The following is a 20934-nucleotide window of genomic DNA, read 5'->3' as shown; positions in this document are numbered from 1 at the left end:
CTATGGATACAATATTCTTTCTGGTACAGCAGACATGGTTTTTCGCTATTCCGCTGCTGGTCGTAGCACTGGGCGGTCTGTTTTCTGAGCGAAGCGGTGTCATCAATATCGCACTGGAAGGTATCATGATTATCGGTGCATTGTGCGGTATCGGATTTATTCATATCTTCAATCACGCCATGCCGCCTCAGCTGCTGCTTCTGTGTGCGGTGCTGGTTGCCGGTGCGGCAGGTATCGTCTTCTCGTTGTTCCATGCCTTTGCGGCTATTCATATGAAGGCAGATCAGGTCATCAGCGGTACTGCACTGAATACCTTTGCGCCTGCATTCTGTATCTTCATCGCACGAACCTTCCAGCAGACACAGCAGATTCAGTTTGAGAATGTGTTCCGGATTGAATCCGTTCCTGTGCTGGGGTCCATCCCAATCATCGGGGACCTGCTGTTCAAGAATACCTACATAACAACCTATATCGGTCTGTTGTTTCTGGTGCTGACATGGGTGATTATTTATAAGACCCGTTTCGGTCTGCGCCTGCGTGCCTGCGGAGAGCTCCCTCAGGCTGCGGATTCTGCGGGTATCAGTGTGTACAAAATGCGCTATGCAGGTACTTTGATTTCCGGCTTTCTGGCCGGTATCGGTGGACTGATCTTCGTTGTTCCGACGAGTAATGTGTTTAACGCGGATGTTGCAGGGTATGGGTTCCTGGCACTGGCAGTGCTGATTTTCGGGCAGTGGAAGCCATTTCGCATCTTCTTTGCGGCGCTGTTCTTCGGCTTCATGAAGACCGTAGCGGCAACATCAAGCGGCATTCCGTTTCTGGCAGGACTCAACATTCCGCCATACATCTATAAGATGGTACCGTATATCGCAACGCTGATCGTTCTTGCCTTCGTTTCAAAGAATTCGGCAGCACCTGCTGCAGAGGGAGAACCGTTCGATAAAGGAAAACGCTAAAACTGATCAAGTCGATCAGTTTTTTTTCGCCGCTGGATGTGGTACAATTAGAACCATGATGCATATAGGCATGGTAATTGAATGAAATATGCGCATACTACTACTGGAGGTATGATTATGCAGATAACAAACGGAGTACAGCTCCATTTTATGAAAACCGAAAAATTTAAGGATATCGGGGTCAGCATTCGTTTCCGCAGTGAGCTGGAGCCTAAACTGGCGGCGTCGCGCTCGCTGCTTGCGCTGATGCTGTGTGATCGATGTAAAACGTATGATACAAAGAAAAAGATGAGTGATTACCTTGATTTGCTGTATGGGGCAACGCTCAATGCGCAAACAGCCGGCTATGGCAGTGCACAGATTGTGGAGCTTCGCAGTAAGATTATCAATCCCCGCTATGTGCAGGGAAAGCAGCAGCTCTTGGAAGCTCTGTTTTCCTTTCTGCGGGAGGTTTTATTTCAGCCGCTGCTGCAGGAGCATGTGCTGGAGGAATCCCGCAGTATATTAAGGGCGAAAATCGAGCGTATGGAGGATGATCCCGCACAATATGCCATCACACAGGGACTGAAGCTTGCCGGAGAAGGGGATTATCTGGGAATATCCGCGCTTGGCGATGTGAAAACACTGATGCAGCTCACGCTGGAGGATGTGCAAAGCGCATACCGACGGATGCTGGAGGAGGATGTGATCGACATTCTGATTTGTGGCGCGTTTGATGATGCACAGATGGAGCAGCTCGTTAAAGCGTACCTGCCCTTTGGAGCACGTAAGCAGGAAATAAAAACCTTTTATAAGGTACAGAATCAGCTGCACGATGAAAGGAAAACAGAATACCGAAACATTACGCAGAGCAGCATTATGATGGTCTGGTTTACGAATACAGCAATCAATGATCCGGATTATTATGCACTGCGCGTTGCAAATGCGATGTTTGGTCAATACTCCACCTCGCTGCTGTTTCAGGAGGTGCGTGAGAAAAACAGTCTGTGCTATTCCATTTACTCCAATCTGATTTCCTATGATGCAGCGCTGGGAGTCACCACCGGTGTGGAGAAGGAGCATATCGATAAGACAATTTCATTGATTCGCAAGCAGTTTCAGCGTATTTGTGAGGGCGATTTTGCTTCGGATCTGCTGGAGGTATCCAAACAGATGATTGTCAATTCCTTAAAGGCCAGCAAGGATTCTATGAATTCTCTGATTGCACTGCAGTATCAAAATGTGTTGCTGGATCGTCAGTGGAGCACTGAGGATATCATTGAGCGCATTCAGGCTGTAAAGCACGAGGATATTCTTCGGGCGATGCAGGCATGTGAACTGAAGATGACATTTGTTTTGACAAAGGAGGATGCGGATGAAAACAATCACGAATAAGCGTTATGGGGAAAGCTATGTAGAGGAAACTCTGGAAAACGGCCTGCATGTTGTTCTCTGGCAGAAGCCGGATTATGAAAAATCGCTGTTCATGATGGCGACACCGCTGGGCGCTATGGATATGAAGCAGGTGGATGCGCATGGAAGGGAACTGCATTTCCCTGCAGGTATTGCTCATTTTCTGGAGCATAAGATGTTTGAAATGGGGGACAGCGATGTCATGGAGCTGTTTTCCCGCATGGGTGCCAGCGTGAATGCCTTTACCTCCTATACAGAAACAGCATATTACTTTTCAACAACATCCGATGTAAAGGAACCGCTGAATCTGCTTCTGGATTTTGTACAGGAGCTGGATATCAGTGAAGAATCCGTGGAAAAGGAAAAGGGAATCATCATACAGGAGCTGCATATGTATAAGGAGATGAGTGATTCCCGACTGCTTATGGAAACCTTCTCCTCTCTGTATCAGCAGCATCCGCTTCGCTATGATATCGGCGGCGATGATGAAAGCGTGAGCAGTATCACGCTGCAGCAGCTGCAGGATTGCTATGCACTGAATTATCATCCGGCATCTATGATTCTGGTCGGTGTCAGTAAGGAGGATCCAGAGGAGCTGCTTGCACTGATTAAGGAAAATCAGAAGAAAAAGACATTTGCACCGATTGCCAGTGTCAAGCGTCTGGCGTATACAGAACCAAAAGAGCCTGCGAGGGAAAGCTTTTCCTTTACAATGGATGTCAGCGTACCAAAGCTGTCATACGCCTGCAAGCTGGAGGGAATTGAGGATGTCTATGCCCGCACCAAGGCGGAGTGGTGTATTAAAATCATGCTGGATGCTGTGTTCAGCTCACTGAATCCGGATTTTCAGCAATGGCTGGATGAGGGGATCATCAACGACTATGTCGGCAGTGAGGTCGACTTAGGAAAGGATTATGGCATGGTGATGTTTTATGCGGAAACGACGAAGAAGGAAGCGTTTCTTGCGGTTGTCAAAGCGGTGCTTGCCCGTATCAGCAGTGCCGATATAACACAGGAGCTTTTGGATCAGCTGAAAAATCGTTACTTTGGACAGTCTGTACGCTCTCTGAACAGCTTTGATGACATTGCGATCACCTATGTTCGCAGCTATTTTGATCAGGCGGATTTCTTTCAGCTGCTGGATGTGCTTTATGAAATTACACTGGAGGATATTCAACAGGTCTGTGCTGCCCTTGGAAATGCTTTGCATACACTGGTAGAGCTGCTGCCGGAAAACTGCTCGTAAAAATTACCTTATTTGTCAGAAAAAGCGATGAATACGCTCTCACAGGAGCCTTCACCGCTTTTTTTAATGCAATACCATTATATGCTGTACAAATAATGCAGTTTGCGAAAATACAGGGAACCAGCGATAATATAGGAGACCTTGGGAGGGATGTCCATGCGGTGAGGAAAACTATTTGGAAATAAAGAAAGGATGGTATACATATGAACGTGATAGCTTTTGTAGGTGAACTGACGGAACTGTCAGAAATCCGTACATCCGCTGCCGGTAATCGTTTTGCGACAATGATGATTCGTGTTCAGCGCCCCTTTGCGAACAGCGAGGGTGTTTATGAATATGACAGTCTGAATATCATGCTCTGGAAGGGCATTGCGGAAACGGCGATGGCAGCAGCACAGATCGGGGATCATGTGTCTGTAAAGGGACGCATGCAGTCACATACCTTTGAAGGGCAGGATGGCAAGCTGCATCGCAGCTATGATCTGATTGCGGAGCACGTTTCCTTTATCAAAAAGGAGCGTTAAAAAAAGCGAAGAGGGAACCGCTCCCTCTTCACTGCATTGGCTGTCATGGCAATATTATAAAAAAATCCGGATATCCGGATTTTTTAACATTATCTGTTGTAGAATTCTACTACCAGCAGCTCATTGAACTCAGAATTCAGCTCACTGCGCTCTGGCAGACGAAGGTAGGTACCCTTCTTCGCATCTTTATCAACATCGATAAATGCTACGGTATTCAGTGTTGCTTCCAGCGCTTCGTTGATTGCCTTCATATCTCTGGATTTCTCCTTGATTTCCACAACCATACCAGGCTTTGCGATAAAGCTAGGGATATCCACTTTCTTACCGTTTACCAGTACGTGTCCGTGGTTAACCAGCTGACGAGCAGCACGGCGAGTGCGGGCAAAGCCCATACGGTAAACAAGGTTATCCAGACGGGATTCCAGCAGACCCAGGAAGTTGTCACCCGTTACACCCTTCATCTTGCTCGCTTTGATGAAAGTGTTGTAGAACTGACGCTCGTTCAATCCATACATGTAACGGATTTTCTGCTTTTCACGCAGCTGCTGTCCGTAGTTTGTTAATTTTACACGTTTCGTAGGTCCGTGCTGACCTGGTGCATAAGCACGTTTCTGAAGCTCTTCTCCGGTTTCCAGAATAGAGAAACCAAGACGGCGGGATGTTTTCCAAACCGGTCCATTGATTCTTGACATGAAAATCCTCCTTATTGTTTTATGGCTATAAAACAATAACAGGTACAAATCATTTTTACATGGTGTTCATACTCACGGTATCTTCGCTCAGCAGTAAGTTACACAATACCCCGCAGGAATCTGCGTCATGAACGCTATATGTAAAGCATTTGCATTCTGCTATCCATTTTACGCCACTTTACTATAACAGAACGGGGAATGGATGTCAAACAGAATTTATTTTTATAAGGCATTTCTTACAGATTGGTTGCGAAATCGCGTTGAAGGAAGCTCTGTTCATATCCCGTCTGATTATATATATTGCAAATACCGCAGGATTTTGCGCCTAGAAAACGTGCGAAGAATTCAGGGACGTGCAGTGTTCATCTATAAAAGCTGTCCTTTCCATGCCGAAGTGATAAATGTGTGACGCGACAATCTGTGAAAGAAAAATAAGAAGCACATCATTTCTTGCAGAATAAGCATAATTTCTGATTTCTTAATTATATAAATTATGATACAATATAGCTAGTGAATTCAAATGGAAGAGGTGTCTGTATGGAGAATTTTATCAACAATGTCAAAAATGTTGTTTCCCTTGATGTTTTGATCTATATAGTGATTGCGCTGGTCGCCATCGTCATACTTACGATCATCATGATGGTGCTGCGTCAGAAGCAGGCAAGAAAGCAATTGGATGAACTGGAGCTGAGCTACAACTCACTGAAGGGGATTCCACTTGCTTTTAAATTGAACAAGGCTGTGGCGCTGTCACGGGTCAACGAGGAAATGAGTCAGCGGGTGGAAAGCTGCCGCACGGATTTTGACAATATTCAGGAGCAGCTGAAGGAATGCAGTGTTACGCTGGCTGAGGCGGACGATCTGATTTATGTTCATAAAGCCAAGGCTGCAAAGCGCCGCATGGAGAAGCTGAGAGAGCAGATGGCAGAGCTGGAGGGTGTCGCAAAGGATGTCAATCAGGCACTGGACAGTATTTTAGAGCAGGAAAACGAGCAGCGTGTACATATCAATAAGCTGAAGGATGATTTCCGTATCATCAAACGCAATATCAATGAGAATCGTGCGTCCTTCTCCCAGAGCTATGAATATCTGGAAATGGAGATTGCAGGTATAGAAAAGATGTTTTCGGCCTTTGAGGAATGGATGTTTGCATCTGAATTCAACAAGGCAGCCGATCAGCAGAAGGAAATACGGGAATCCGTCGCTCATTTAAAGGAGCTGGTGGATGTTCTGCCTTCTATGTATGAGCGTGCAAGAGGGGTTCTTCCACGTGCCATTGATGAAGTCGGCTATCAGTATGCACAGGCGAAAAACAAGGGTGTGTATACCGAGCATCTGGAGGTTCGCAAGAATCTGGATATCATCAGCGATATGCTGAAAAATGATTTGAACAAGCTTCGCAATGGAAATCCGAAGGATGTTCATGAGGATCTGAACGATTGTGAAAAACGCATCTCCCAGCTTGCTGAGCAGCTGAGCAGGGAAGAAGGTGCCTTTGATGAGGTCAGTGACAATGTCGATATCCTCTTTGATACAATTCGCAGCATCAATCTGGATGTGGAAGCAATCGAGGAGCTGTATAATCGCGTATATGAACGGTTTGGATTTGAAAACTGGACGCAGCGACTGCTGGAGGTGCATGATCGCCTATCCGTATTAAATGACATGCAGCGCAAGCTGGAAGCGGTCATCGCCCAGAACAAGGTTCCTTACTCCACAATACTGATAGCATATAAGGAGCTGGAGCAGAGTGCGGCTGCCTTCACCAATGAGGTTGGTGAAATGAAGCAGAAGCTGGACAATGCATGTAGCGATGAGGAGCGGGCAAAGAAACAGCTGATCAAGCTGCAGCTGATCGTCAACGAAATACGTGTAAAAATGTCCAAGCACCGACTGCCAAGTGTTTCACAGAAATATGAGGATGATTTGCACAAGGGGGAAATCATGATCAAGGATATCCAGGTGATTCTGGATAATTCGCCACTGGATGTCAAGCGACTGAATGCCGAACTGCGCAGTGCGATTGATTATATTTATACCTTATATAACAGTGTGAATAACCTGGTGGGGATGGCAATCATGGTGGAAAATACCATCGTGTTTGGAAACCGGTATCGCTCCTCCTTTCCGGATATCGACAGTGAGCTGACAAGAGCAGAGCTGTGCTTTCGTAATGGACAGTATACCAAGGCCTTGAAAATCGGTATCCAGTGTATTGAGAAAATGCATCCGGGAGCATATGAAAAACTGATCAACAAGAAGGATCCAAGTATCCTGAATACGGGGGAGTAGCATGATTTATCTAGATTATGCCTCCACCACACCGATTCGCCCGGAAATTCTGAAAACCTATACCAGACTTTTGGAGAAACATTTTGGAAACAGTGATTCTCTGCATGAGCAGGGAAGAGAAACCGGTAAATTGATGGAACAAAGCCGTGCACAGATTGCACAGCTTTTGCATGTTTATAAGGATGAGATTCTGTTTACCTCCTGTGCAAGCGAATCCAATAACGCAGCGGTTAAGGGGGTGGCATGGAAGTATGCCAATCGCGGTAAGCATCTGATTACCACCTGTGTTGAGCATTCCAGCATTCACAATGCCATGGAACAGCTGAAAGAGGTATTCGGATATGAGGTAACCTATCTTCCTGTGAATGCGAAGGGAACCGTGGATGTGGAGACCTTGCGAAGTGCACTGCGCAAGGATACGGTTCTGGTATCCATGATGATGGTAAACAATGAAACAGGAGCAGTGAATGCAATTCGTGAATGTGCCCAGTACGTACATGCCAATTCCAGAGCACTCTTTCACATGGATGGTGTACAGGCGTTGGGAAAGCTGGAGGTCGATCTTTCCTATGTCGATCTGGCAACCTTTTCTGCACATAAAATTTACGGATTGAAGGGCAGTGCTATCCTATATAAAAAAAGAAATGTAGAGCTGGTTCCGCTCATTAGCGGTGGTCAGCAGGAAAACGGACTGCGCGCCGGTACCAGCAATGCGCCGACAAATATTGTGTTTGCGAAAACATTGCGCCTTGCTCTGGAACAACGCAGGGATGCCTATGCCCATGTACAAAAGCTGAACAGCTACCTTCGTAAAACGCTGTCCGCAATGGAGGACATTGTTATCAATTCCCCAGAGGACGCCAGCCCGTTTATTCTCAATATATCCAATTTGCGCATCGGCAGTGAAATTATGCTCAATGCGCTGAATGCAAAGGGGTTTGCCGTCTCTGCCCAGAGTACCTGTTCCTCCCACAGCAAGGCGGTTTCCGCAGTTCTTCTGGCTATGGGGTTAGGGGAACAACGCTCGACACATGCAATTCGCATATCCCTGTCGCATCTGACAACCGAAGAGGAAGTCGATGCCTTTTTACAGGCTTTAAAGGAGATCAATCATGACTATCGAACAAAATAACATTGTATATAACCATATTCTTGTCCGCTTTGGAGAGCTGTCTACGAAGGGGAAAAATAAAAAGGATTTTATCAAGCGTCTTTTAACAAATGTGAAAAATGCGCTTCGGGATTATGACAGGCTGAGCTATGAGCGTACGCATGACAGACTGTACATCATGCTGAACGGAGAAGATCCGCATATGGTCAGTGAGCATCTGCAAAAGGTATTCGGTATTTCCTCCTTTTCCTTTGCGATCCGTGTGGATTCCGATATCGAAGCGATGAAGCAAACGGCGCTGCAGGTGGCGAAGGAAAGCGATGCCCAGACCTTTAAAATTGAAGCACGCAGAAGTCACAAGCTGTTTCCGATGATTTCCGATGAAATCAATCGGGCCGTTGCCGGAGAAATTCTGCGCAATACTGATCTGAAGGTAAATGTGCGGGAGCCGCAGTTGCGCATCCAGATCGAAGTGCATCAGGAGGATACCTATATTATGACCGGCAGAATTGCTGGGGCAGGCGGTTATCCGGTTGGTGTTGGCGGTAAGGCGCTGGTCATGCTGTCCGGAGGGATTGATTCACCGGTCGCATCCTATCTGACCATGAAGCGCGGTGTCGCTATTGAATGTGTTCATTATGCTTCACCGCCATATACCAGTCAGGCAGCACAGGACAAGGTACTGGAGCTTGCCCGTCAGCTTGCCCCGTACCAGGGACATATTCGTGTTCATGTGGTGCCCTTCACAGACTTACAGCTTGCTATCTATAAAAACTGCGATGAAAGCTATGCCATCACCATCATGCGCCGTATGATGTATCGCATCGCACAGCGTCTTTGCGAGCAGCAGCACTGTCTTGCCATTGTCAATGGTGAAAGCATTGGGCAGGTAGCGAGCCAGACACTGGAAAGTATGCAGACCATCAACTGTGTTACGACGATGCCTGTCATTCGTCCGGTTGCCTGCATGGACAAGGTGGAAATCATCAATGTTTCCCGTGCGATTGACACCTATGATATCTCCATACAGCCCTTTGAGGACTGCTGTACGATATTTACGCCGAAAAACCCGGTAACCAAACCGACGATTCAGCGCTCACAGCGGCTGGAGGCACGCTTTGATTACGAGGCTTTGCTGCAGGAATGCATAGAGAAGACGGAACATGTGGATGTATATCCGAAAGCGAAGCTTGATGAGGATATTTTTTAGTATAAATTGAAAACTCTCACCCATACTAACATTGTGAGGTGAGAAAAATGGAAAGAAGAAAACAGTACAACGAAAAACAGGTTGAACAGGACTTATATCAGTACGAAATGGGTATTGAATTAGGTGCTGACGTTGAGGCTGAAAAGAGAAATCATCAGAATGAATACGATAAAGAGCATTCTTCTCAGGATTTCAAAAACAACTTCAATAACAACAACCAGAACAACTCCCAGAGAAACAACCAGAATCAGCGCAACCAGAACAATCAGAACCAGAATCGTTAAGGTGGCGTAAAAAAAACCACTCCTCTTCCGATTGGAAAACAGGAGTGGTTTTTTTATGCTCAATAATACGTGACAATATCCTCTAGCTCTTTACGGGCTGGCTTTTTCGGATCCATGGCCTTGTAGCCGACACTGATGACACTGACAACGATTTCCTGTGCGGGAATCTGCAGAAGTCTCTGTATGGCCTTTGCATCGCGGATGCCCATGACAAGGGTATCCAATCCAAGATCTCTTGCCTTCAATAAAAGATTTTCATTATGCAGTCCAAGGTCATAGGCACCCCACAGATTTCCCAGCTCATTGCTTGGGGTACCATCCTTATCAAAGCCGGCTACATCCTTTACAAAGCTTGTGACAATCAGCACCGGCGCATCCTTTGTATTCTCTGCATTAAAGGGAGCCAGACCCTCCTGCTTCATAGCCTGCAGCATCTTCGGGGATGTGATGACATGATATCGCGCTGTCTGGGAATTCTTCCAGCTCGGTGCCTCCATGGCACAGCGAAGCATTGCTTCGATATCCTCCTTCGCCACCGGTTTTGCGGCATATTTACGGATGCTTTTTCTTGTGGCAGCTACTTCATTAAATTCCATTCTATCACCTCTTTGTATTTATTTTACTACAATTTTCCTGAAATTTCCGTAATTAGGCAAACTTTTCCTATTTTGCCTGTGGTATACTTAGATAGGAAATGAGGTAGGTATATGCTGTTATGTCCGAAATGCGGAAGTAAACTGATCAAGGAGGAGCGTGTATGGCGTTGTCAGAACAACCATTCCTATGACATTGCCAAGCGTGGATATGTCAATCTGGCACTGCATCATAAAGCGCTCAGCGGGGATGATCGGGATATGGTAAAAGCGCGCACACGATTTTTATCCCATGGATATTATGCACCACTGCAGGCTGCATTGGTTGAGCTGGTACAGAGCTATCATCCGGGCGTCGTTATCGATGCAGGCTGTGGAGAGGGATATTATACAAACAGACTGAAACAGGAAACGGATACCCTGCTTGGCTTTGACTTATCCAAGCATGCAGTTGATGAAGCGTGCAAGGCCAGAAGCGGGGTGCAATATGCGGTCGCAAGCGTATTCCATATGCCGCTATGTGATGCCTGTGCCGATATGGTGCTTTCTGTGTTTGCGCCGTTTCAGGCTGCGGAATTCCTGCGTGTCTTACAGCCGGATGGTATATTTATTAAGGTTGGTCCCGGCCCACAGCATCTGATGGGGCTGAAGAAAGTATTATATGATGTACCTTATGAAAATCCATCAGAGGTGCTACAGCAGGAGGGCTTGATTTTGGAAAAAACGCAAGCGGTTGAAGCGGATATCTGTATTTCCGATGCTGCGGATATTCAGGCACTGTTTCATATGACGCCCTATTACTGGAAAACACCGAAGGATGCAGCTATGCGTTTGCAGGCACTAAGCGAGCTGAAAACGAAAATTGAGTTTCAGATTGAAATCTATCGCAAAGATGAAAACATGCTTAACAAACACGAGCAGGCTATGCTATAATGTGGTACAGGTATAGGAGAAAGGCGGTAAACAGGTATGGCATTTGAATCACTAAGCGAACGTCTGGGGAAGGCGTTTAAAAATATAACCGGGAAGGGAAAGCTAAGCGAAAAAAATATGAACGACATGCTGCGCGAGGTGCGTATGTCGCTGCTGGAGGCCGATGTAAATTACGGTGTCGTTAAGGATTTCATTGCCCGTGTAAAGGAACAGGCACTGGGCACGGAGGTTATGACCTCCCTGAATCCAGGGCAGATGGTTGTAAAAATCGTTCATGATGAAATCGTAGCGTTATTGGGAAGCGAGGATGCTCCGGTAAATTATAAGAGCAGTGGAATCACCACAGTAATGATGGTGGGTCTGCAGGGTACCGGTAAAACAACGGCATCCGCAAAGATCGCCAACGTGATGAAGAAAAAGCAGAGCCGCAAGCCGTTGCTTGTTGCCTGTGATGTGATTCGTCCGGCTGCGATTGAACAGCTGAAAACACTGGGAGAAAGCATTGGGGTTGAGGTCTTTTCTCTGGGTGTGGAGACGAAGGCGCTGGAAACAGCAAAGCAGGCAATGGATTATGCCAAGGAAAACGGCTATGATACGGTTCTATTTGATACTGCCGGACGTCTGCACATCGATGAAGAGCTGATGCAGGAGCTGTCTGATATAAAGGATTTTGTGCATCCGGATGATATTTTGCTGACTGTCGATGCAATGACCGGACAGGATATTGTGAATGTAGCAAGCAGCTTCCATGAGCAGCTGGAGGTTAGCGGTCTCGTCTTGACGAAGCTGGATGGTGATTCCAGAGGCGGTGGTATTCTGTCTGTGCGTTCCATCACACAGGTTCCGGTTAAGTTTGTCGGTCTGGGTGAGAAAATTGACGACCTGGATGTATTCCATCCGGATCGTATGGCCGATCGTATTCTGGGCATGGGAGACATCATGTCTCTGGTGGAACAGGCACAGGATAAGATGGATATTGAGGCAAGCACAAAATCCGCAAATCGCATGATGAGCGGACAGTTTACCTTAACAGACATGCTGGTGCAGTTTCAGCAGCTTGAAAAAATGGGTTCTCTGGGTGGAATGATGAAGCTGATTCCGGGTATGAATCAGCTGGCAGGGCAGATTGATGAAGCCAAAGCCGGTAACAAAATGAAGAAAAGTACCGCAATCATTCAGAGTATGACGATGGAGGAGCGGGAGAATCCCAATATCCTTCGCGCATCCAGAAAGAATCGTATCGCCAAAGGAAGCGGTACAACGGTAGCGGATGTAAACCGGCTGTTGAATGAATATGAGAAAATGAAGCAGGTCATGAAGCAGATGGGAGCTATGACCAAATCCGGAAAAATGCCGAATATGGGCGGTATGGGTGCTATGGGGGCAATGAAAAATATGCGCAGCATGAACAAGATGATGCGTCAGAGCGGTAAACGAGGAAAACGATAACAAGGCATACAGTGCCTTGTTTTTATGAATGGAGGGTGTTTATGAAGGTATTTGTATATGGCTATCGAGAAGAAGAGGCTGCGTATTTCAGCGCCTGTGCAAAAGCGATGCAGCTGGAAATCGGCACCTGTGCACAGCGGCCAACACTGGAAAATGCACAGCTTTGTCAGGGCTATGAATGCATCAGTGTGCTCTCGACACCAATCGATGCTGCATTGCTGCAGAAATTGCAGGAGGTAGGCGTCCGTTTTCTGTCGACACGTACTGTCGGCTATGACCACATCGACCTTGCTTATGCCAGAAAAATCGGTATCCATGTTGGAAATGCAACCTATGCGAGTGAGAGTGTGGCGGACTATACGATTATGCTGATTCTGATGGCGCTGCGCAAAATGAAGTTGATTTTGCAGAGCGCTGTCAGTCAGGATTATTCCTTTGATGCAGTATTGGGCAGCAACCTAAAAGGAAAAACACTCGGTGTAATAGGAACAGGAGCCATTGGACAGACACTCATTCGTCATATTGCCGGCTTTGGGTGCCGCATTCTAGCCTACAACCCCCATCCGCGAAAGGAAATGGAGCAATACGTGACCTATGTGGATTTGAAAACCCTGTATCAGCGCAGTGACATTATCACGCTGCATGTTCCATTAAACGATACAACCTATCATTTACTCGATGAAGCTGCATTTGCCCAGATGAAACAGGGGGTTATCATTGTGAATACCGCGCGCGGTCCTTTGATTGACAACACGGCATTGATCGCTGCGGTAGAATCAGGAAAGGTCGGTGCAGCTGCACTGGATGTCGTCGAGGGAGAAACCGGCATCTATTACAATCGAAGAAAAGGAAAGATACTGAAGCAGCATGATATGGCTGTATTGAATTCCTTTCACAATGTACTTCTGACACCGCATCTTGCATTTTTAACCGATGATTCCTATCGGGATATGGTGACACATTCGATGAAGAGCTGTTATCTGTTTATGCATGGTGAGGAAAATCCATGGCTTGTTCAGTAGGTTCACAGATAATGAGGCTGCTGAAAGCGCTGGAAGGCTATCGTTACGCTTATCAGCTTACTGATTTTCTTAATATACAAAAGGAAAAGGGTCAATTCATTCCAGCTTGATCCTTTTTGTCTGTTATGCTGTTTTATATGCAAATAGGTCGTACCGTTTTGAGCTTATCTTTCTTTGACAATATTTATCAGCAAGGAAAACAAACATAGCGCATGATTCTCTGCCTTGCAGCTAAAATCAATATTCTGTATGGTATGTTGCAGCTTGCGAAGAAGTCTGTAATTATGCAATGATGGGAAGCACAGGGATTGAAATATTTTTTCTCTGCAACTTTTCTGCCTGCATAATCGTGTTTATAATAGAGGGGATGGAATTCCTTATGAGGAGGTCAGCAGGGCATGGAAACTTATGCAGATATGACGTTTGAAGAAGTCATGGAAGCCTTTGCGGATACCGTAACCCGTCTTGCGTATTTGCGGATGGGAAATGAGCAGGATGCAAAGGATATTTTTCAAACTGTCTTTTTAAAGCTGTATACACAGACAATGGAATTTCACGATGTGCAGCACGTTAAGGCTTGGCTGATTCAAACAACCATACATGCATGCGCAGATGAGCATCGAAAATTCTGGAGAAGGCATCGGATTCAGCTGGATGAAGCCTTTGCACAGGTGGAGGATGACCGGCAGCGCAGGGAGCTGTATGAGCTGATGGAGCTTGTGCCTAATCATCGCAATGTCTTGTATCTATATTATTACGAAGGCTATTCCATACGGGAAATCAGTATATTTATGAATGCACGTGAGAATACTGTGAAGTCCTGGATGCGGCGCGGGAAAGAGGATCTGCGCAGACTTTTGGGAGGTGAGAAGGATGCGTGAGAGAAAATTTACGGGCTTTGATGATATCCACTGTCAGCAGAATTGGAAAAATCAACTGCTGGATCAGATAGCTTCCTCCCAAAGAAGGAAAAGAGCTTGTGTATGGCGATTTGCGATGATCATGCTGCTGGCACTGCTTTCCTTTGGCACTGCTTTTGCCTGCAGCGAATCGGTACGTGATTGGCTTTCATCACTGTTTACTGATGAACAGGAAGAAGCACAGGTGAAGGAAGCCCCTGTTTCTGTACAAGCGCTCAATGAAATTACCTGTCTGGATGCCAACTGCCGATATTATGTAAAGCTGCCGGAAGAAAAAATTGCGGAGGAAGATACGTTTACCGTATATGAAAAAGGAGACGTTATAGGGAATTCTGTATGTAAGGAAAGTATGGAGCTGCAGCTGCCTGTAGAGAATGGCACCGTGAGCGTACAATTACAATATATTCGTCTACACAACCAGTACCTTCCTTTATATCTGCGAGGAGAAGAGGAAAATGGGATACCGGATTCGTCGTTCAGCGTACTAGCGGACAAAAGGCTGGTTATTGGATATGCGCAGGAAGCATTTCAAAATGCCTATCTCATCGATCCTGAAACAGCTGAGGTTCAATCCATTGGAGATTTGTCCTATGCATATGCTGCTGAAGCAGATGCCGGAAGGCATATCTATGCCAATACCGTACAAAGCAGTACGTCAGGGCGATTTCTGCTGTACCGCACGTATGCTTTGGCACAGGGGTGGGCAGAGGAAAAAACAAAAGCGCAATGGGTGTTGCTGGACAGGAAAGAAAATACCCGCCGCATGCTGGATACGAAGCAATTACCTGGCTACCTGCTGGGAAATGAGCTGCGTATGGCTGGAGATACCGGCATCATTACTACAAAGAGCTATGCGGTGGATGATACGATCGAAGCTTTTTATCCGATCGTATATGATTACCGTAAAGATACATGGACAGAATACAGGGACTACCAATGTGCAGTTCCCTTTGTGAGTGACTATTTGTATCGAGAAAAGGGATCCTCCATCGAATTATTGAATATTCGGACACAGGAAAAGCAGTTGATTCCACTTCCCAAAAATACGCGTGCAGGTGACAGCATATTGTATCCGTATAATGGCTTTTATATCAGTGAGAATACGCTAAACGATGCTTTGGACATCTATATTGCATCACAGCAACGATGGGTTCATTTGGACTCGAAATTATTGAGCGATGAGACAGCAGTCCTCTTTGCGTATCCTCTGGATGATCATACATTGGTGCTCAATCAAACGTATTTGATTGAATTTCACAAATAATCTGGAAAAACACACGTGAATATGCTATGCTATTGCTGTACCTTGAAGGTACGCTATAAAACGAGAAAGGCAGGTGGTCTGTATGAATACATTCAGAACGTATAAACTGAGGAAAGATACAGATTGCCGTGTTGATAACTAGTGCAGTTCTGGGCATCCCTTGGGATGCTTTTTTCTTTCCTACGCAGCAAATTATGAAAGGAAAGGACAAAAAAATGAAAACAGAGATTTGTAAAGAGCAGTATGTAGCATCTATGACAGCAATGCCTGCCAGCAGTGAGGAACAGAATCGTTCCCTAAAACAGAAATTAAGCAGACAGGAGCTGTCTTTGCAGCAATGCTATGTGATGATTCGCAGGGAGCAGGTGGTTGCCAGAGCAGTTATTTATGATGAGCTATCCTATATCGGCAATCTGACACTGGAGGATGTAGAACAGAGTGAGGCAGATCAGTTTGTGGGGGATGTTGTCAAGCGGTTGGATCGAAGCAGAGAGTGGCGTATTGATTTGTACTCAGACAAGATCAATCATACGCTCCTCTATCGGGCATTAAAGCGCTGGTTTCCCATAGAAATCAAGCGGGAAAGCTACACGGCGATGAGCGCTGAACAGAATGTATATCCCTATGAGTTTGTGCCGGCAAAGCAGCTGACGAAGGAAAATCTGCTGGAGCTGATGGTAAGTGCAAGCAGGACCACGCTGGATTTGTATTTGCAAAAAGAGCATACCTGCTTGGGGCTGTATCCGGCAGTTCAAAAGCAAATGGAGGAGCTGCTGGATGATGAAGAAAGTGATACCTTGTTTCAGGTTCTGTTTATCAACCGGCGTCCAGCAGGCTTTATCAGTGTCAATCGGCTGCTGGATGATATTGGAGGAATCGGATATATCGGCGTGCATTCCGATTATCAGGGAAGGCGGCTTGGCAGTGTGCTGCTGCAAAAGGCCTTGGACATGGCCTGGCGAAATGATATTCATAAGCTGATTGGAGAAATTGATGATCATAATATCGCTATCCGGAAAAATCTGATACAATGCGGCTTTACGCTGGATTGTAAAATGTGTATGTTTTTGCTGGAAAAGCAGTGAAAGTTCTATACAATTTGCGGATGAATAAGAAACAGCGAATGAAGAATGCAGGAGCTTCTTAAAAAGACGCTTGCAGCACGCAAATGGCTAGGTGGGGATGAGTAGTTAAGAGGAATTAAAGGGGGAAGCTGATTCCCTGCGACCTGCAGCTGTTTATAAAAAGGGGAATCCAGCACTTTGTTGATGCATTCGGATTCCTCTGTTTTTCGTTTCCTGATCATTTGCTTTTATGCTATCTCCTAGCTTGAAGGAAAATGAGGATGCTTCCTTTGATCCTGGGCAGCGTATGACAGAGGGAACGCTTTTTATATTATACAGGCAAGAGGCTGTGCATGGTATGCAGTGTCTCTGTGAAAGCATCACGCATTAGAAATAAGTTTTTAAATAGAAATCGATGTAAACGATTGCAAAATCATCAAAAGCAGGGTAGTATATAAATGTGGTATTTAATAATGTATACTGTATGAGACATTCTAAAATCTGTGCATTTTTTGATAAAACTGCTCGATAGACATCAAATTATAGCTATTATTCTATGGTTTTATGGATGTCTTGAATTGTATACCTTGTGAAATAAAAGGGAGGTACTGCAATGAAAAGATGTGTTAATGCTGTAAAGCTGGTGATGACAGTAATGCTGTCAGCCTTTCTGTTTCTTTCGGCTCAGGATTTGGGGTTAATTCATGCGGCTGAGAAGAAAATCGTATTGATAAAACAAGATACAAGGGAATCCTATGATACCATTCAAGCAGCGATAAATGCTGTTGCTGCTGGAGAAACCGGTACGATTGAAATTCCGGCAGGGACCTATGGTGAGTCGCTGAAGATATCGAATACTTCTTCCCGTACGATTTTTCTGAGGGGAGCACAGGCAAATGTCAGTGCCTATAGCAACGGCAAAGCCAGAAGCAACGAGGAAACCATTCTAACCGGTGGTATAGAGGTCAACGGTCTTTTGGGCGATGACTCCTTGGAAATCAATGGACTGACTCTGCATGGCAAGGGGATCAATATCGTTGGATGGGGTGCTCCAATCAAATCGAGCGGGGCAATAAGAATTGTGAATAACGTGATAACGGATATCGCAGATCAAAGCACTTCTGCGATACATATCAATTGTGGTTATGATGAGACCATTCAAACTGTCGAAATAAAAAACAACTACATCAATAACATTGGGGAAGATGGGTATGCGACAAATGGTGTCTATTCAACGCTACCGGTTACTACGATGTATATTACCGGGAATTATATAGGAAATGTCAATCACAGTACAATTCAGCTGGGGAGCATGACAGTGAATGGATTGCTTTCAATTACGGAAAATCATATTCTGAATTGGAATAAGGATGGTACCACCGGGACAGGTGCACAGGGGAGTCAAGGGGATGGAATCTACCTTCCCAAAGGAAATACTCCAGAGGCTGCAGCGATTACTGTGAATCAAAATTATATCGTAAGAGAGAATGGCTTGTCAGGCTCTGCAGGCTATGCGGCACGCTGCAATTTTAATAAAGGAACGATCGATCTTTCAGCGAATTACTGGAACGAAACATATCCATACAGGGTGATTTCTGGAGGCACGTATGCAAATGTCACAATAAAATCAGTGTGTGATGAATATATGAATGTAACAGATCAAAGTATTGGAGACTTTCGGTTTTCGATTTCCACGCTATACAACAGCGGATCGGATAAAGAGAAAATGCTGAGCGCTACCATTGTGATGCTGGATAAGGATATAGAGAAGCCTGTCGTACAGTGGAGTAGCAGTGATGAGCGTATTATTTCCGTTGAGCAACGCAAGGATGCTGCGTATTATGTTGCGAAGAACAGCGGTGTGGCGAGGATAAGTGGGAAACTGACGGATCCAAAATCTGGTGTGGTCTATTCACAGGAAGTGGAGGGCAAGGTCATTGATATTGACCTGAAAAGCGTTGTAATGGAGCCGGCATCACAGAAGCAGCTGCAGATCAGCGTTGTGCCTGAGGGGGAGAAGATTCCATATAATAAAATAGAATGGAGTTCGAGTGATGAACGTATTGTAGAGGTTGACAGCAATGGCTGCTTGAAGAGCAAGGATAAAAAAGGAAGTGCTGAGGTCACGGTGACCATGTATGGATACGGAACGAAGCTGTATGCACAGAAAACCATAACGGTAACTGTCGATCGGCCGATTCCGGTACAGGAAATCAAAATGCAGAAGGACCTGCTGATGAAAAAAGGGGATACGTATACGCTGCAAGCGGAGATATTGCCTTCGGATGCAGACCAGCAGCAAATCACCTGGACATCCTCTGATGAATCGGTCGCTGTTGTGCAAGCGGATGGCAGTATTACTGCAGTTGCAAATGGAACCAGCACGATTACTGCAACAATCGATCATGTGACGGCGAGCTGTAATGTGTCTGTCTATGAAGTTAAGGAACCGCACATCAAGCCGCTTGATCCAGCGAAGCCATCTAACGAAAGTCAGGCAGGTATTGCGGATGCAAATTCACAGGACATCATCGCGAATACGGTTGACGGAATCCTTTCCGATATAGCGGAGGGAAGAGAAATCGCAGCGGAGGTGCTGGATGAGGTAACTAGAAACGCTGTTTTACAGGCGATGAATGAGGGGAAAGCTATCACACTGACCGCAAACGCCAATGTGCGTAGGGAAGAGGAAATCGATCCAGGGGATCTGCATATCATACAGGCTTATCTTTCAAATATAGCGGCCGCTCAACATACTGCCCTGCAATATTTTGACTTCAGCTTTCACCTTGTGAGTGATGATGGAGTCCTGCTGGGGGAAATAAAGCAGCTGAAACAGCCGATTTCCTATGCCATCATATTGCCTCAGGGAACCGCACAGCAGGATACAAGCTATTATATGGTGCGACTGCATGATGGCAAAATCACAAAGCTTCCATTGCATGCCAATGCGGATGGAACCTTGACTTTTTCCACAGATCAATTTTCAGTATATGCACTGGTTGCAGAAAAGAAAGCAGATGCGAGCAAGGATCCGGGAGAGCAGCCAGAGCAGCCAACAAACAAGCCTGAGGGTGAGAAGCAGCCAAACACGCAACCAGAGCAGCCGGCTACTGACTTGAAACAGCCATCCTCTTCACATGAAAAAACAGAGGCTTCAGTGAAAAAGAAGAGCGATGCTGTCAGCACAGCCGATATGCAAAATGAAGCCTTATGGCTGTCAGTGGCAGCAGTAGCCATACTCCTGATGGCACTTGTGCTTCGGAAAAAGCACAGAAAAGGTATGGAGAAATAAACGTAATGATGACAAGACGAAAAGCAGCACAGTGTACTAGCTGCTTTTTTCTGCTTACATAAGAATCATGTAGTTTTACCGTCTATTAACTGTACCTGAACAGCAAAGCAATGCAGGAAAGGATCAGGGTGCAGCACTTCCCATAGGCAGAGGATGTATATTACCGATTGAGAAGTAAAAGCTATAGTTCCAGAGTTATCAGAGCCGCTGATTACCTTTGAGAAAGTTCTCGTTGTTAAAACTGTGCTTTATCAAAGCTGTTCTTTATCATTCTCCCTGACAGAGAATCTATAAGAGAACATACGACAAGCATAAAAAAAACAAGGGTGTCAAGTAAAAAACCTTGACAGGTGGATAATCTATGGTATACTTATCAAGGTAATGTTAAGAAAATAACCAATAGGAGGAAATTATATGGCTGTAAAATTAAGATTAAAGAGAATGGGTTCCAAGAGAAAACCTTTCTACAGAATTGTCGCTGCGGATTCCCGCGCACCTAGAGATGGACGTTTTATCGAAATCATCGGTACTTATAACCCAACAACAAATCCTGCAAGCGTAGTGCTGAACGAAGAGCTGGCTACAAAATGGCTGAAAGAAGGGGCACAGCCTTCTGATACTGTTCGTAACATTCTTTCTAAAGAAGGAATCATGAAACGTCTGCACGAAGAAAAAAACGCTAAGTAA

At 45.6% G+C, this 20934-nt stretch carries 18 protein-coding genes; 16 read left to right on the top strand and 2 right to left on the bottom strand.

Annotated elements, in window-relative coordinates:
- Nucleotides 1–2: 2 nt before the first annotated feature.
- The 4 genes from NE665_RS01150 to NE665_RS01135 all read left to right on the top strand — a co-directional run bounded on the left by NE665_RS01150 (nt 3) and on the right by NE665_RS01135 (nt 4118).
- Complete coding sequence (locus NE665_RS01150; protein ID WP_117441499.1) at nt 3–956, top strand: ABC transporter permease; 954 nt, start codon at nt 3–5, stop codon at nt 954–956.
- A 117-nt stretch (nt 957–1073) separates the two neighbouring features.
- On the top strand, nt 1074–2330 hold the full coding sequence (locus tag NE665_RS01145; RefSeq protein ID WP_117441500.1) for a pitrilysin family protein: 1257 nt from the start codon (nt 1074–1076) through the stop codon (nt 2328–2330).
- A complete protein-coding gene (locus NE665_RS01140; RefSeq protein WP_117441501.1) occupies nt 2311–3594 on the top strand; it encodes a pitrilysin family protein in 1284 nt (427 codons plus the stop codon). Before NE665_RS01145 ends, NE665_RS01140 begins: the two co-directional genes overlap by 20 nt.
- Nucleotides 3595–3797: 203 nt before the next feature.
- The gene (locus tag NE665_RS01135) at nt 3798–4118 is read left to right on the top strand and encodes a single-stranded DNA-binding protein (RefSeq protein WP_117441502.1); all 321 of its coding nucleotides are present in this window, start codon (nt 3798–3800) and stop codon (nt 4116–4118) included.
- Between the two features lie 89 nt (nt 4119–4207).
- Here the strand turns inward: NE665_RS01135 and rpsD are convergent, their stop codons facing one another.
- The gene (gene rpsD, locus NE665_RS01130) at nt 4208–4810 is read right to left on the bottom strand and encodes a 30S ribosomal protein S4 (protein WP_117441503.1); all 603 of its coding nucleotides are present in this window, start codon (nt 4808–4810) and stop codon (nt 4208–4210) included.
- Between the two features lie 537 nt (nt 4811–5347).
- On the opposite strand from rpsD, the gene NE665_RS01125 reads away from it, so the two are divergent.
- The 4 genes from NE665_RS01125 to NE665_RS01110 are packed head-to-tail and all read left to right on the top strand — an operon-like array spanning nt 5348 to nt 9707.
- Complete coding sequence (locus NE665_RS01125; RefSeq protein ID WP_117441504.1) at nt 5348–7102, top strand: septation ring formation regulator EzrA; 1755 nt, start codon at nt 5348–5350, stop codon at nt 7100–7102.
- Nucleotide 7103: 1 nt separating this feature from the next.
- A complete protein-coding gene (locus NE665_RS01120; protein ID WP_117441505.1) occupies nt 7104–8234 on the top strand; it encodes a cysteine desulfurase family protein in 1131 nt (376 codons plus the stop codon).
- Nucleotides 8215–9423: a tRNA uracil 4-sulfurtransferase ThiI gene (gene thiI, locus NE665_RS01115; protein ID WP_117441506.1), complete on the top strand. Its 1209-nt coding sequence runs from the start codon at nt 8215–8217 to the stop codon at nt 9421–9423. Before NE665_RS01120 ends, thiI begins: the two co-directional genes overlap by 20 nt.
- A 47-nt stretch (nt 9424–9470) precedes the next feature.
- Nucleotides 9471–9707 carry a hypothetical protein gene (locus tag NE665_RS01110; RefSeq protein WP_117441507.1) on the top strand — a complete coding sequence of 79 codons (237 nt, stop codon included), beginning with the start codon at nt 9471–9473 and terminating at the stop codon, nt 9705–9707.
- A gap of 59 nt (nt 9708–9766) precedes the next feature.
- Here NE665_RS01110 and NE665_RS01105 read toward each other — a convergent pair whose 3' ends face one another.
- Nucleotides 9767–10303 carry a nitroreductase family protein gene (locus tag NE665_RS01105; RefSeq protein ID WP_117441508.1) on the bottom strand — a complete coding sequence of 179 codons (537 nt, stop codon included), beginning with the start codon at nt 10301–10303 and terminating at the stop codon, nt 9767–9769.
- 111 nt (nt 10304–10414) lie between these two features.
- On the opposite strand from NE665_RS01105, the gene NE665_RS01100 reads away from it, so the two are divergent.
- From NE665_RS01100 to rpsP, 8 genes are all read left to right on the top strand, one after another.
- Nucleotides 10415–11233: a putative RNA methyltransferase gene (locus tag NE665_RS01100; RefSeq protein ID WP_117441509.1), complete on the top strand. Its 819-nt coding sequence runs from the start codon at nt 10415–10417 to the stop codon at nt 11231–11233.
- 36 nt (nt 11234–11269) lie between these two features.
- Entirely contained in the window at nt 11270–12682 is a 1413-nt protein-coding gene (ffh, locus tag NE665_RS01095; RefSeq protein ID WP_117441510.1) for a signal recognition particle protein, read from the top strand.
- A 41-nt stretch (nt 12683–12723) separates the two neighbouring features.
- The gene (locus NE665_RS01090) at nt 12724–13704 is read left to right on the top strand and encodes a D-isomer specific 2-hydroxyacid dehydrogenase family protein (RefSeq protein ID WP_117441511.1); all 981 of its coding nucleotides are present in this window, start codon (nt 12724–12726) and stop codon (nt 13702–13704) included.
- A 398-nt stretch (nt 13705–14102) separates the two neighbouring features.
- A complete protein-coding gene (locus NE665_RS01085) occupies nt 14103–14585 on the top strand; it encodes an RNA polymerase sigma factor (protein WP_117441512.1) in 483 nt (160 codons plus the stop codon).
- Nucleotides 14578–15888, top strand: a complete 1311-nt coding sequence (locus tag NE665_RS01080) for a hypothetical protein (protein ID WP_233104493.1) — start codon at nt 14578–14580, stop codon at nt 15886–15888. The genes NE665_RS01085 and NE665_RS01080 overlap by 8 nt, the downstream gene beginning before the upstream one ends.
- Before the next feature lie 215 nt (nt 15889–16103).
- Entirely contained in the window at nt 16104–16973 is an 870-nt protein-coding gene (locus NE665_RS01075; protein ID WP_117441698.1) for a GNAT family N-acetyltransferase, read from the top strand.
- Nucleotides 16974–17565: 592 nt separating this feature from the next.
- Nucleotides 17566–20247, top strand: a complete 2682-nt coding sequence (locus tag NE665_RS01070; RefSeq protein WP_117441514.1) for an Ig-like domain-containing protein — start codon at nt 17566–17568, stop codon at nt 20245–20247.
- A 414-nt stretch (nt 20248–20661) separates the two neighbouring features.
- Nucleotides 20662–20934, top strand: a complete 273-nt coding sequence (gene rpsP / locus NE665_RS01065) for a 30S ribosomal protein S16 (protein ID WP_002608913.1) — start codon at nt 20662–20664, stop codon at nt 20932–20934.

Source organism: Clostridium sp. DFI.1.208 (genome assembly GCF_024463855.1).
Lineage (GTDB): Bacteria > Bacillota_I > Bacilli_A > Erysipelotrichales > Erysipelotrichaceae > Clostridium_AQ.
This window is presented reverse-complemented; position numbering and strand designations above follow the sequence as displayed.